Here is a 14,842-nt window from a genome sequence, read left to right as displayed (position 1 = left end):
CCTATTGTAGCGGCAAATGATCCAGGATGGAAACCATATGTTGAACATAGGATATGCGGTTAATTAATTCATTATAAAAAAGTCTTGCCAGAGTCCGCAGCGCGTGATATATTATCTCTTGTGCTTATGAGACACCGGCGCTGAACGAAGCGCTCGATGAAAAATAAGTTGACAAGTTAAGTGAATAAATGATATGATCTAATTCCTGCGCAAACGATAAAACATCGATTGCCGGGAGCAAGTTCTTTGAAAACTGAACAAATGGAACACGTTATGTTTTACAAGATTCATTCAATGAATCGTCAGTTTCAAAATGAGCTATCGCTCTTTCTATAAGCGCTTACTTCGGTAGGCGGCCTAATTGGAGAGTTTGATCCTGGCTCAGGACGAACGCTGGCGGCGTGCCTAATACATGCAAGTCGAGCGGAGTCTTGTTGGAAGCTTGCTTCCAACTTGGCTTAGCGGCGGACGGGTGAGTAACACGTAGGCAACCTGCCCCTAAGACTGGGATAACTACCGGAAACGGTAGCTAATACCGGATAATCTCTTCCCTCTCCTGAGGGAAGAATGAAAGGCGGAGCAATCTGCCGCTTAGGGATGGGCCTGCGGCGCATTAGCTAGTTGGCGGGGTAACGGCCCACCAAGGCGACGATGCGTAGCCGACCTGAGAGGGTGAACGGCCACACTGGGACTGAGACACGGCCCAGACTCCTACGGGAGGCAGCAGTAGGGAATCTTCCGCAATGGGCGACAGCCTGACGGAGCAACGCCGCGTGAGTGATGAAGGTTTTCGGATCGTAAAGCTCTGTTGCCAGGGAAGAACGTCCGGTAGAGTAACTGCTGCCGGAGTGACGGTACCTGAGAAGAAAGCCCCGGCTAACTACGTGCCAGCAGCCGCGGTAATACGTAGGGGGCAAGCGTTGTCCGGAATTATTGGGCGTAAAGCGCGCGCAGGCGGCTATTTAAGTCTGGTGTTTAAACCTTGGGCTCAACCTGGGGTCGCACTGGAAACTGGGTGGCTTGAGTACAGAAGAGGAAAGTGGAATTCCACGTGTAGCGGTGAAATGCGTAGAGATGTGGAGGAACACCAGTGGCGAAGGCGACTTTCTGGGCTGTAACTGACGCTGAGGCGCGAAAGCGTGGGGAGCAAACAGGATTAGATACCCTGGTAGTCCACGCCGTAAACGATGAGTGCTAGGTGTTAGGGGTTTCGATACCCTTGGTGCCGAAGTTAACACAGTAAGCACTCCGCCTGGGGAGTACGGTCGCAAGACTGAAACTCAAAGGAATTGACGGGGACCCGCACAAGCAGTGGAGTATGTGGTTTAATTCGAAGCAACGCGAAGAACCTTACCAGGTCTTGACATCCAACTAACGAAGCAGAGATGCATCAGGTGCCCTTCGGGGAAAGTTGAGACAGGTGGTGCATGGTTGTCGTCAGCTCGTGTCGTGAGATGTTGGGTTAAGTCCCGCAACGAGCGCAACCCTTGACTTTAGTTGCCAGCAGGTAAAGCTGGGCACTCTAGAGTGACTGCCGGTGACAAACCGGAGGAAGGTGGGGATGACGTCAAATCATCATGCCCCTTATGACCTGGGCTACACACGTACTACAATGGCCGGTACAACGGGAAGCGAAGCCGCGAGGTGGAGCCAATCCCAGCAAAGCCGGTCTCAGTTCGGATTGCAGGCTGCAACTCGCCTGCATGAAGTCGGAATTGCTAGTAATCGCGGATCAGCATGCCGCGGTGAATACGTTCCCGGGTCTTGTACACACCGCCCGTCACACCACGAGAGTTTACAACACCCGAAGTCGGTGGGGTAACCCGCAAGGGAGCCAGCCGCCGAAGGTGGGGTAGATGATTGGGGTGAAGTCGTAACAAGGTAGCCGTATCGGAAGGTGCGGCTGGATCACCTCCTTTCTATGGAGAATCGTCTTCTGCGATGAAGACATTCAAATCGGAAGCTTGACTTCCACAATAACGTGTTTCCATTTGTTCGGTTTTGATGGAATTTGCGGGGCCATAGCTCAGCTGGGAGAGCGCCTGCCTTGCAAGCAGGAGGTCAGCGGTTCGATCCCGCTTGGCTCCACCAACAAACTTCATCTATTTGTTATGTCTGAAATACCGGCTGTAACTTCGATCGTCACGGTTGTGATCGACCCGAACTTACAGCAACTTGATCCTTGAAAACTGGATACCGAAACGAATTTGCGTTTTAGAACATTCCTTTAAGCTGAACTTGTGTAAGCAAGTTTAAATTATAGTGATGCTAAGCGATTTTCCTTCTGGAAAACGCATTGGTTAAGCTACTAAGAGCACACGGAGGATGCCTAGGCGCCAGGAGCCGACGAAGGACGTGGCGAACAACGAAACTGCCTCGGGGAGCTGTAAGCAAGCTTTGATCCGGGGGTGTCCGAATGGGGAAACCCAGCTGTGGTAATGCACAGTTACTCGTATCTGAATACATAGGATACGCAGAGGCAGACCAGGGGAACTGAAACATCTAAGTACCCTGAGGAAGAGAAAACAATAGTGATTCCGTCAGTAGCGGCGAGCGAACGCGGAACAGCCTAAACCAAGGGGCTTGCCCCTTGGGGTTGTGGGACGTCTCACATGGAGTTACAAAAGGTTAAGGTAGGCGAAGAGGTCTGGAAAGGCCCGCGATAGAGGTAAAAGCCCTGTAGCCAAAAGTTTAACCCCTCCGAGACGGATCCCGAGTAGTGCGGGGCACGTGAAACCCCGTATGAATCTGGCAGGACCATCTGCTAAGGCTAAATACTACCTGGCGACCGATAGTGAATCAGTACCGTGAGGGAAAGGTGAAAAGCACCCCGGAAGGGGAGTGAAATAGAACCTGAAACCGTGTGCTTACAAAAAGTCAGAGTCCTCTATATGGATGATGGCGTGCCTTTTGTAGAATGAACCGGCGAGTTACGTTCAACATGCAAGGTTAAGGTGAGAAGCCGGAGCCGCAGCGAAAGCGAGTCTGAATAGGGCGACTGAGTATGTGGGCGTAGACCCGAAACCGTGTGATCTACCCCTGTCCAGGGTGAAGGTGCGGTAACACGCACTGGAGGCCCGAACCCACGTACGTTGAAAAGTGCGGGGATGAGGTGGGGGTAGCGGAGAAATTCCAATCGAACTCGGAGATAGCTGGTTCTCCCCGAAATAGCTTTAGGGCTAGCCTCGGTGAATGGAGTGGTGGAGGTAGAGCACTGATTGGGTGCGGGGCCCGCAAGGGTTACCAAGCTCAGTCAAACTCCGAATGCCACTAACTTCTTGCCGGGAGTCAGACAGTGAGTGCTAAGATCCATTGTCAAAAGGGAAACAGCCCAGACCATCAGCTAAGGTCCCCAAGTGTGTGTTAAGTGGGAAAGGATGTGGAGTTGCACAGACAACCAGGATGTTGGCTTAGAAGCAGCCACCATTGAAAGAGTGCGTAATAGCTCACTGGTCGAGTGACTCTGCGCCGAAAATGTAACGGGGCTAAACACACCACCGAAGCTATGGCTTGGATCGACTTCACTGCGCCTTTGAGGCGTGTTTATCCGGAATCATGAATGCCAATGAATCATCTGCAAGGATGGTTGGCCAAATGACTCCAGGGGATAAACACGAACTTCGAAGCTGGAGTGAAGTCGATCCAGGGGTAGGGGAGCGTTGTGTATACGTTGAAGGTGTACCGTAAGGAGCGCTGGAGAGTACACAAGTGAGAATGCCGGTATGAGTAACGAAAAGATCAGTGAGAATCTGATCCGCCGAAAGCCCAAGGTTTCCTGAGGAAGGCTCGTCCGCTCAGGGTAAGTCGGGACCTAAGGCGAGGCCGACAGGCGTAGTCGAAGGACAACAGTTTGAAATTACTGTACCACCGTAATCCGCTATGAGCGATGGGGTGACGCAGGAGGGTAGTGACGCGGACTGATGGATGTCCGTCTAAGCAGTGAGGCTGGTGTGCAGGCAAATCCGCACATCATAAGGCTGGGCTGTGATGGGGAGCGAAAATTACAGTAGCGAAGGTCATGATCTCACACTGCCAAGAAAAGCCTCTAGCCAGGAGAAGGTGCCCGTACCGCAAACCGACACAGGTAGGCGAGAAGAGAATTCTAAGGCGCGCGGAAGAACTCTCGTTAAGGAACTCGGCAAAATGACCCCGTAACTTCGGGAGAAGGGGTGCCTCGGTAGGGTGAATAGCCCGAGGGGGCCGCAGTGAAAAGGCCCAAGCGACTGTTTAGCAAAAACACAGGTCTGTGCGAAGCCGCAAGGCGAAGTATACGGGCTGACGCCTGCCCGGTGCTGGAAGGTTAAGGGGAGTGGTTAGGGGTAACCCGAAGCTATGAACCGAAGCCCCAGTAAACGGCGGCCGTAACTATAACGGTCCTAAGGTAGCGAAATTCCTTGTCAGGTAAATTCTGACCCGCACGAATGGCGTAACGACTTGGGCGCTGTCTCAACGAGAGATCCGGTGAAATTTTAATACCTGTGAAGATGCAGGTTACCCGCGACAAGACGGAAAGACCCCATGGAGCTTTACTGCAGCTTGATATTGAATTTGGGTACGATCTGTACAGGATAGGTGGGAGCCGTGGAAAGCGGAGCGCAAGCTTCGCTGGAGGCGCCGTTGGGATACCACCCTGATCGTATCTAGGTTCTAACCTGGTACCCTAAGCGGGTACGGGGACCGTGTCAGGCGGGCAGTTTGACTGGGGCGGTCGCCTCCTAAAGAGTAACGGAGGCGTTCAAAGGTTCCCTCAGAATGGTTGGAAATCATTCGAAGAGTGCAAAGGCAGAAGGGAGCTTGACTGCGAGACCTACAAGTCGAGCAGGGACGAAAGTCGGACTTAGTGATCCGGTGGTACCGCATGGAAGGGCCATCGCTCAACGGATAAAAGCTACCCTGGGGATAACAGGCTTATCTCCCCCAAGAGTCCACATCGACGGGGAGGTTTGGCACCTCGATGTCGGCTCATCGCATCCTGGGGCTGAAGTAGGTCCCAAGGGTTGGGCTGTTCGCCCATTAAAGCGGTACGCGAGCTGGGTTCAGAACGTCGTGAGACAGTTCGGTCCCTATCTGTCGTGGGCGCAGGAAATTTGAGAGGAGCTGTCCTTAGTACGAGAGGACCGGGATGGACGTACCGCTGGTGCACCAGTTGTTCCGCCAGGAGCATGGCTGGGTAGCTACGTACGGACGGGATAAGCGCTGAAAGCATCTAAGCGTGAAGCCCCCTCAAGATGAGATTTCCCAGTATGTAAGACCCCTTGAAGACGACGAGGTAGATAGGTTGGAGGTGGAAGTGCAGCAATGCATGGAGCTGACCAATACTAATCGGTCGAGGGCTTATCCAACAAACTACCCCAAAAAGTGAAGATGACGCTGACGAAGCGGATTCCGAATACTTTCCGGGGGCCCCGTAACAAGGGCGAGCGCAAATTCGTTTCGGATTCAGTTTTCAGGCGATTAAGCCTGTAACGTTTGGTGGCGATAGCGGAAGGGTTCCACGCGTACCCATCCCGAACACGACCGTTAAGCCTTCCAGCGCCGATGGTACTTGGACCGAAGGGTCCTGGGAGAGTAGGACGCCGCCAAGCATAAGGTACCACTGTTGAGCAATCAACAGTGGCTTTTTTGCGTGGGCAGGGCTGTGGAAAAGCTGTGGATAGATTTCTGGAAATGCAGAAACATTACGCACATGTGGATACAATTTCAGCAACGTTTCTGGCTGTGGATGAACATCCGGCAAGGCATATTTATGTGGATGAGTCAAGAAAAACCTAAGTAATACACTGTTTTTGTGGATAAAAAGTGAATAATGTGGATAGTCATAGACAAATCGTGGATAACTAATTTTGGCCGGGGAGAGCTTTTTCCCGGTTTTTATTTTTTTGTGTAGAAGCTGTGGATAAGTTGTGGGTATAAAGAGAATTCCGGCTGCCGGTTAGCTTCTTACGGGAAGGCTTGTTATACTCACTATTGAAGCAATCTTTGGACTCTATCTGTCTGAAATCTGAATCTATTAACGGGGTGAGCCTAATGGAAATTAGACAATTACGTGCAGAAGAATTTGAAGACAGCTTAAGCTTGTCTGAATATGCCTTTCAGTATAAGGTGTCCGGTGAAGACCGGGAGCGGCAAAGGGAGCAATTCAAGCCAGACCAGGTATGGGGGCTGTTTGAAGGTGAAGAGTTAGGTGCCAAGCTGACACTGCTTCCGCTGCAGGTGAACCTTCAAGGCAAACCTGTATCTATGGGCGGGATTGCCGGGGTAGCCACATGGCCGGAGAACCGCCGGCAGGGGTATGTGGCTAAACTGCTGACCCATGTGCTGCAGACGATGAACGAAGCGGGCCATACGTTGTCCTTTTTGCATCCGTTCCTGATTCCGTTCTACCGCAAGTTTGGCTGGGAGGTCTACTGTGAATATAAGCAATACACCATTCCGGTAGGGAAGTTTCCGCACAAGACAGAGATTAAGGGCACGGTGAAGCGGGGAAACGCTAAGAATGCAGAGCTTGCGGTATTGCAGCAGCTCTATAATCAATTCTCAATCGGATATAATGGTACGCTGATCCGCAGCACGGAATGGTGGAAGGATAGCGTGCTGGATGAGGATATGCATCAAGGTGTATTTTATTCAGAGCTGGGTGAACCGGAAGGTTATGTGCTGTATAAAATAATCAACAAAGAGCTGGTCATCGACGAATTCATCTACTTGAACGAGCAGGCCCGGCAGGGCTTATGGACCTTCCTGGCCAATCATGACTCGATGATTACCGGAGCCAAGCTGAAGCTGGTGCCTGCGGATGACATTCTGCCCTTCCTGCTGCCCGATCCGCGGATTACGCAGGAGAATCATCCTTATTTCATGGCGCGGATTGTCAATGTGAAGGCTATGGTGGAGAGTATGATTTTCAGCGCACCGCAGGGTGTTCAGGAACGGCTGGTATATATAGAAGATAAATACGCTCCGTGGAACGAAGGATGTTGGCGCTGGAGTGTATCGGCGGAGGGGACGGCTTCCTTGATTCAGGTTCAGGGGGAGCGGGCAGAGGCCGACCTGGTATGCACGATCGGAACCTTGACTGCACTGCTCATGGGGTACAAGCGCCCGCTTGAGACCGCCCGGTATGGACAGTTATCTGGAAGCGCAGAAGCGGTAGAATGGCTTGAAGCGCTGATTCCGCAGACCGGGACGGCATTATTCGATTTCTTTTGACAGGTTACAGCAGCTCTTCCCCTTCAGCAGAGGGCGGAGGAGCTGTCCTATATCCAGGTGCAGATGGGACAATTCATGTACGTACATAGGGAATACAAAGCAGCCAAAACGTAAAAAATAAAACTAACCCCTTGGCAATCAGTGAGAATGTGTTATAATATGAAAAAAGTCAAAGAAAGTCAAAGTCAACGCAAGTCTGATAGCGGCGTTCTCAGGAATGTAACAATTGGCTGAATTAGGAGGTCTAAGGCGCTTGCAGCCGATTCTTAATTCATTGCCGGGGTTAAATTCTTAAGAGCATGTCTGGATGGCAGGCGGGGGCGCAGCACAGATTGACTAAGGCTTAGACACTGGAGGATGAGTGATGCGTAATATCTCCGATATTATTGAACAATATCTGAAGAATATTTTGCATGAAAGTCCCGAAGGTACGGTGGAAATTCAGCGCAATGAGCTGGCCGACCAGTTCTCTTGCGTGCCATCGCAGATCAACTATGTCATTAGCACCCGCTTCACCCTGGAGAAGGGATATGTGGTGGAGAGCAAACGCGGCGGCGGCGGATACATCCGGATTCAAAGGTTCGAGCTGCCTCAGAATGTAGCCCTTTATGCACATCTCAACTCGACAATAGGGAATGATATTGATCAGAATTCTGCGGAAGGACTGATTTATCAGCTGGAGGAGGCCCGCTTCCTCTCTAAGCGCGAGGCGTGTCTGATGCGTTCCGCGGTTTCCCGGGAATGCCTGACGGTTAATCTGCCGTACCGGGATGAGATTCGCGCCAAGATCATGAAGGCAATGCTGATCTCTTTGTTGGGCAAATAATGGCCATATCGTAAGGAGGGACTCCGCTCATGCTATGCCAGGAATGCGGCGTCAGACCGGCTACACTCCACTTCACGAAGATCGTGAACGGAGAGAAGACAGAATTTCATATTTGCGAAAGCTGTGCACGGGAGAAGGGGGAGCTGATTCCGGGAACGGCGGGAGGCTTCTCGATTCACAGCCTGCTGTCCGGCCTGCTTGACCTGGAGGGTGCAGGCAAGAGCAAGGCGGCAGCGCAGACAGTGCAGGGACTGCACTGTGAGAATTGCGGCATGACCTACTCGCAGTTCAGCAAGCTGGGGCGGTTCGGCTGCAGCTCCTGTTATAAGTATTTTGACAGTACCCTTGATCCGCTCTTCAGACGGGTGCATGGCAGCACGGCTCATGTCGGCAAGCTGCCCAAGCGGGCCGGCGCACAGATTATGTGCAAACGCCAGATTGAGGAATTGAAGCAGGAATTGCAGCAGAGCATTGCCGAGGAGGAATTTGAAACGGCGGCAGAGCTCAGGGACCGCATCCGCAAACTTGAAAAAGAAATGCCACAAGAGTAAAGTCTTTGATATATAGGGGGGATTGGATATGTCAAGTCTCCGGTTTACCGAACAGGCACTCAGCAACTGGATGCGCTGCGGCGGCAGCCACTCCGAGATCGTAATCAGCAGCCGGATGCGTATCGCCCGGAATCTGGAGCATCTGCCCTTCCCGCTGCTGGCTTCAGCAGAGCAATCGGAGGAGGTGCTGGAGCAGCTGGCTCCTGTGTTTCAAGGAGAGGCTGCTGCAGATTTCGGTAACTTTGAACTGATCAGGCTGGATGAGCTGGGTGAGCTTGATAAGAAGGTGCTGGTAGAGAAGCATCTGATCAGCCCGAATCTGGCCGAAGACTCCAAGGGCGGAGCGGTCATTCTGAACGACGACGAGTCAGTCAGCATTATGATCAATGAAGAAGACCATCTCCGCATTCAATGCCTGTTCCCGGGGCTGCAGGTCAGAGAGGCCTGGGTAAGGGCGACGGCTATTGATGATATTTTTGAAGCAGCCGTCAATTACGCCTTCGATGACCGCAGAGGATACCTGACAAGCTGTCCGACCAATGTCGGAACCGGGCTTCGCGCTTCGGTGATGGTTCATCTGCCGGCCTTGGTGATGACTCACCAGATCAACCGCATTTTATCCGCTGTCAATCAGGTTGGACTTACCGTTAGAGGAATTTACGGGGAAGGCAGCGAAGCAGTAGGGAATATCTTTCAGATCTCCAATCAGATTACGCTTGGACAGACCGAGAGCGAGATTATTGAGAATCTCCATAGCGTAGTCACCCAGATTATTGAGCATGAGCGGAACGCGCGGGAACGCCTGCTGGCCGATTCTGCACTCCGTATCACTGACCGCATTCAGCGTTCCTACGGAATTCTGTCCTATGCGGCCGTGATGGAGCTTAAAGAATCTGCGCAACGGCTCTCCGATCTGCGGCTCGGGGTGGATCTGGGGATTCTGGAGGGGCCTTCGATTTCAGTGCTCAATGAGCTGAACGTCAAGACTCAGCCGGGCTTCCTGCAGAAGCTGTTCGGTGACGAGCTGTCGCCTACTGAACGTGATATGTACCGGGCGAAGCTGCTCCGGGAGACACTGGGATCACAACATTAAATTATAGATATTTATTTATCCGTGGAGGTGCAGGAGATATGATGTTTGGAAGATTTACGGAACGCGCACAAAAGGTGCTGGCACTGGCGCAGGAAGAAGCCGTTCGTTTGGGACACAACAACATTGGGACAGAACATATTTTGCTCGGACTGATTCGTGAAGGAGACGGCATTGCCGCGAAGGCACTGATCGGACTTGGTCTGGGTCTGGAGAAGATCCAGGACGAAGTGGAAACACTGATTGGCAGAGGTCAGGAGCAACCGACCAACATCGCGTATACTCCCCGTGCCAAGAAGGTGATTGAGCTCTCCATGGACGAAGCCCGCAAGCTGGGTCACACCTATGTGGGAACAGAGCATATCCTGCTCGGTCTGATCCGTGAAGGCGAGGGCGTTGCTGCCCGCGTACTGAACAATCTCGGAATCAGCCTGAACAAGGCGCGCCAGCAGGTGCTGCAGCTGCTCGGCAGCAGTGAAGCTACTTCCAGCCACAGCGGTACGCCGGCAAATGTCAGCACACCTACACTGGATGGGCTGGCCCGCGACCTGACCGCCTATGCCAAAGACGGCAATCTTGATCCGGTCATCGGCCGCAGCAAGGAGATTGAACGCGTTATTCAGGTGCTGAGCCGCCGGACCAAGAATAACCCGGTGCTGATCGGGGAGCCTGGGGTGGGTAAAACGGCAATTGCCGAAGGACTGGCCCAGAAGATTATCAACAATGAAATTCCGGAAACTCTGCGCGACAAGCGGGTCATGACCCTTGATATGGGTTCTGTGGTAGCCGGTACGAAATACCGTGGTGAGTTCGAGGACCGCCTCAAAAAGATCATGGATGAGATCCGCCAGGCGGGGAACATCGTGCTCTTCATCGATGAGCTGCATACGCTGATTGGTGCCGGTGGTGCGGAAGGTGCGATTGACGCCTCCAACATTCTGAAGCCTGCGCTGGCCCGCGGCGAGCTGCAATGCATTGGTGCAACTACGCTGGATGAATACCGCAAATATATTGAGAAGGATGCTGCGCTGGAACGCCGCTTCCAGCCGATCACGGTCGATCAGCCTTCGCCTGAAGAAGCTGTGCAGATCCTGTTCGGTCTCCGTGACCGTTATGAAGCCCATCACCGGGTGAAGATTACGGATGAAGCAATTGTGGAGGCAGTGAAGCTGTCCGACCGTTACATCTCTGACCGGTTCCTGCCGGACAAAGCGATTGACCTGATTGATGAGGCCGGCTCCAAGGTGAGACTGAACTCCTACACCATCCCGCCGAATCTGAAGGAACTGGAAATGCGCCTGGATGATATCCGCAAGGAGAAGGATTCCGCTGTACAGAGCCAGGAATTCGAGAAGGCTGCTGCGCTGCGGGATACCGAGCAGAAGATCCGGGAAGAGCTGGACACAACCAAGAACCAGTGGAAAGAAAAGCAGGGCCGCACCGATTCCCAAGTTACACCTGAGGATATCGCCCAGGTGGTGGCCAGCTGGACCGGTATTCCGGTGAGCAAGCTGAAGGAAGAAGAGACCGACCGCCTGCTGAACATGGAAGCCTTGCTGCATGAACGTGTTATCGGGCAGGACGAAGCCGTCAAGGCGGTCAGCCGGGCGCTTCGCCGGGCACGTGCCGGCCTGAAGGACCCGAAACGTCCGATGGGCTCCTTCATCTTCCTCGGCCCAACCGGCGTAGGTAAAACTGAGCTGGCGCGGGCGCTGGCCGAAGCGATGTTCGGTGACGAGAATGCGGTAATCCGTATCGATATGTCGGAATACATGGAGAAGCATTCCACCTCCCGTCTGGTTGGTGCCCCTCCAGGGTATGTCGGATATGAAGAAGGCGGCCAGCTGACTGAGAAGGTCCGCCGCAAGCCATATTCCGTCGTCCTGCTGGATGAGATCGAGAAGGCGCATCCTGAAGTGTTCAACATCCTGCTGCAGGTGCTGGAAGACGGCCGTCTGACCGATTCCAAAGGCCGGGTAGTCGATTTCCGCAATACGCTGATTATCCTGACCTCGAACGTAGGGGCACAGGCAATCAAGAAGAATTCGACCCTTGGCTTCACCGCTGTTCAGGATGCAGGCGCTGATTACAGCAACATGAAGGGCAAGGTCATGGAAGAGCTGAAGAAGAGCTTCCGCCCTGAGTTCCTCAACCGGATCGATGAGATCATCGTCTTCCATTCGCTGGAGGAGAAGCACATCGCCGAGATCGTGACTCTGATGTCCGACGAGCTGCGCAAGCGGCTGCGTGAATACAATGTTGATTTCCTGCTCACTGACGGCGCCAAGGCATTCCTGGCCAAAGAGGGCTATGACCCGGCCTTCGGAGCGCGTCCGCTCCGCCGGGCAATCCAGAAGCACATTGAGGACCGCCTGTCGGAAGAGCTGCTCAAGGGCAACATCAAGAAAGGTGATTCCCTCAAGATCGATGAAGTGAACGGCGAGCTGGCTGTGACCACCGTAGCCGCTCCGGGAGAATCCGCCCTGGAGAAAGCTGCCGAAAAGGAATAAAATACTTTGAACTGAAACAAAGCTCCCGCTTCTCCGTATAGAGAGGCGGGAGCTTCTTTGTGGAGAACGCAACCCAAAAGTAGATCTTAAGTGTCCTTCCGTTCAGTGTGCAGAAATGGTAAACTTTGAATAAGCGTATATTATCCGCAATTTTAGCAAGTTGGAACGGTAAGGAGTGCACATGGCTAAACCAAAAACAAAATTTTACTGTACCGAATGCGGTTACGAATCCCCCAAATGGTTCGGGAAATGCCCGGGCTGCCAGGAATGGAATTCCATGGTGGAGGAAACGGAAAGCGTAGTGAAGACACAAGGAATGAGCGCACCTGTTTTTCAGAGTAAAGAAAAGGCGCAATCGATCATAAATATAGAAAGTGACAAGGAGCCGCGTATTCTGACGGGCATTGGTGAATTGAACCGTGTGCTCGGCGGCGGGATTGTTCCCGGCTCGCTGGTGCTGGTCGGAGGCGATCCCGGAATCGGTAAATCGACGCTGCTGCTGCAGACCTCCCATGCACTTACCACCCAGGGGCTGCGCGTGCTGTATATATCTGGAGAAGAATCGGTGCGTCAGACAAAGCTGCGGGCCGACCGCCTCGGAGCGCTGTCAGCTGAATTATATGTGCTGTGCGAAACCAACCTGGAGAGCATTGAGGAAGCGATTGAGCAGATTAACCCGCAATTCCTGGTCATTGACTCCATCCAGACGGTCTTCATGCCGGAGGTCACCAGTGCGCCGGGCAGTGTGGCTCAGGTACGCGAATGTACGACAAGATTCATGCGCATCGCCAAAATCAAGGGCATTGCCACCGTGCTGGTAGGGCATGTTACCAAGGAAGGCGCCATCGCCGGTCCGCGGATGCTGGAGCATATGGTGGACTGTGTCCTCTACTTCGAGGGCGAGCGGCATCATACGTACCGGCTGCTGCGTGCGGTGAAGAACCGCTTCGGCTCTACGAATGAGATCGGCATCTTCGAGATGGGAGAGCTGGGGCTGACTGAGGTGGAGAACCCGTCAGAGCTGTTCCTGTCCGAGCGTCCGCTCGGCGTGGCCGGATCGGCGGTTGTAGCCAGTATGGAGGGCACCAGACCTGTGCTGGTCGAACTCCAGGCGCTGGTGGCTTCAACACATTTCCCTTCACCCCGCAGAATGTGCACAGGCATGGATCACCAGCGGATGTCGCTGATCATTGCGGTTCTGGAGAAGCGGATGGGGATGTTCCTGCAGAACCAGGATGCTTACCTCAATGTCGCCGGCGGCGTGAAGCTGGATGAACCGGCGGTTGATCTGGCGGTGGCCATCAGCATCGCTTCGAGCTTCCGCGATTTTCCGACCAAGCCTTATGATGTGTTCTTCGGCGAGGTGGGACTGACCGGTGAGGTGAGAGGGGTATCGCGCGCAGAGATGCGGGTAAGGGAGGCCGCCAAGCTCGGCTTCCGGCGGGTGATTATGCCCGAGAAATCCATGAAAGGCTGGAAGCATCCGCAGGATATTCAGATTATTGGCGTCAACACTGTAGCAGATGCATTAGCGGTCGCGTTAGATTAGGGGGCACAGGGACATGAAAGAGTATAATCCATCAGATAATATGAATGATCTGCTTAGACTGGCTGCACCCGGAACACCGTTCCGGGAGGGGCTGGAGAACGTGCTGCGCGCGAAGACCGGGGCATTGATCGTTGTCGGATACAGTCCGGAGGTGATGGAGGTTGTCGATGGCGGCTTCTCCATTAACTGCGATTTTTCGCCCAATTATTTATATGAGCTGGCCAAGATGGACGGGGCCATAATTCTGAGTGAGGATCTGAAGCGGATACTGTACGCCAACACGCAGCTGATCCCCGACTCCTCCATCTCCTCCATCGAGACCGGTATCCGGCACCGCACGGCAGAGCGGGTTGCCAAGCAGACCGGCAAGCTGGTGGTCTCCATCTCCCAGCGGCGCAATATCATTACACTGTACCAAGGCTCCATCCGTTATGCGCTCAAGGAGATCGGGGCGATTCTGGCGAAGGCCAACCAGGCGATTCAGACGCTGGAGAAGTACAGGGCGGTACTGACCCAAGGGCTGACCAACCTCTCCGCCTCCGAATACGAAGGGATTGTCACTGTAGCTGAGGTGGTCGGTGTAATCCAGAGAGTGGAGATGGTGCTGAGAATCAAGATGGAGATCAAGCGCTACATCAACGAGCTCGGCAATGAAGGCCGGCTGATCAGTATGCAGATGGAAGAGCTGGTGGGAAATACAGAGGAAGAAGCATGGCTTCTGTACAGAGACTATGCAAGAATGGAGCAGGAGGACAAAATCCGTGAGATCATTGCCGGGCTGAAGCGCAGCAGTGACGATGAGCTGATGGATGATAACCATATCGCCCGCCTGCTGGGCTACTCCTCAACGGCCATATCGTCGGAGGAAGCTGTAACCCCGCGCGGGTACCGCCTGCTGAACAAGATTCCGCGGCTGCCGAATGTGATCATCCACAATCTGGTCGAACGCTTCGAGATGCTGCCTAATCTGATGACGGCCAGCATTGCCGAGCTTGATGAAGTGGACGGCATTGGCGAGGTGCGCGCACGCAATATCCAGGACGGACTCAAACGGCTGCAGAAGCAAGTTCTTATTGACAGACAAATGTAAATAACATACAATCACGT

The 14,842-nt window shown here is 53.4% G+C and carries 7 protein-coding genes, 1 tRNA gene and 3 rRNA genes; all 11 read left to right on the top strand.

What is annotated here, in order from left to right; all coding sequences use genetic code 11:
- Positions 1 to 358 precede the first annotated feature (358 nt).
- Positions 359 to 1,919: ribosomal RNA gene (locus MHI24_RS13255) — 16S ribosomal RNA — on the top strand.
- 96 nt (positions 1,920 to 2,015) lie between these two features.
- Positions 2,016 to 2,091, top strand: a tRNA-Ala gene (locus MHI24_RS13250).
- A 207-nt stretch (positions 2,092 to 2,298) separates the two neighbouring features.
- Positions 2,299 to 5,342 (top strand): 23S ribosomal RNA (locus MHI24_RS13245).
- 126 nt (positions 5,343 to 5,468) lie between these two features.
- Positions 5,469 to 5,585, top strand: a 5S ribosomal RNA gene (rrf, locus tag MHI24_RS13240).
- Together the 16S, 23S and 5S rRNA genes with 1 tRNA gene alongside form the textbook arrangement of a ribosomal RNA operon.
- Positions 5,586 to 6,027: 442 nt before the next feature.
- Complete coding sequence (locus MHI24_RS13235) at positions 6,028 to 7,209, top strand: GNAT family N-acetyltransferase (RefSeq protein ID WP_340026046.1); 1,182 nt, start codon at positions 6,028 to 6,030, stop codon at positions 7,207 to 7,209.
- Between the two features lie 364 nt (positions 7,210 to 7,573).
- The gene (locus MHI24_RS13230; protein WP_340026045.1) at positions 7,574 to 8,035 is read left to right on the top strand and encodes a CtsR family transcriptional regulator; all 462 of its coding nucleotides are present in this window, start codon (positions 7,574 to 7,576) and stop codon (positions 8,033 to 8,035) included.
- Between the two features lie 29 nt (positions 8,036 to 8,064).
- Positions 8,065 to 8,586, top strand: a complete 522-nt coding sequence (locus MHI24_RS13225; protein WP_340026044.1) for a UvrB/UvrC motif-containing protein — start codon at positions 8,065 to 8,067, stop codon at positions 8,584 to 8,586.
- 28 nt (positions 8,587 to 8,614) lie between these two features.
- Positions 8,615 to 9,679 carry a protein arginine kinase gene (locus MHI24_RS13220; protein ID WP_340026043.1) on the top strand — a complete coding sequence of 355 codons (1,065 nt, stop codon included), beginning with the start codon at positions 8,615 to 8,617 and terminating at the stop codon, positions 9,677 to 9,679.
- Positions 9,680 to 9,717: 38 nt separating this feature from the next.
- Positions 9,718 to 12,186, top strand: coding sequence for an ATP-dependent protease ATP-binding subunit ClpC (clpC, locus tag MHI24_RS13215; protein WP_340026042.1), 2,469 nt, complete (start codon positions 9,718 to 9,720; stop codon positions 12,184 to 12,186).
- A gap of 181 nt (positions 12,187 to 12,367) precedes the next feature.
- A complete protein-coding gene (gene radA / locus MHI24_RS13210) occupies positions 12,368 to 13,735 on the top strand; it encodes a DNA repair protein RadA (protein WP_340026041.1) in 1,368 nt (455 codons plus the stop codon).
- 13 nt (positions 13,736 to 13,748) lie between these two features.
- Entirely contained in the window at positions 13,749 to 14,825 is a 1,077-nt protein-coding gene (gene disA / locus MHI24_RS13205) for a DNA integrity scanning diadenylate cyclase DisA (RefSeq protein WP_340026040.1), read from the top strand.
- The last annotated feature ends 17 nt before the right edge of the window (positions 14,826 to 14,842 follow it).

The organism is Paenibacillus sp. FSL K6-1096 (assembly GCF_037977055.1).
GTDB lineage: Bacteria > Bacillota > Bacilli > Paenibacillales > Paenibacillaceae > Paenibacillus_AQ.
This window is presented reverse-complemented; position numbering and strand designations above follow the sequence as displayed.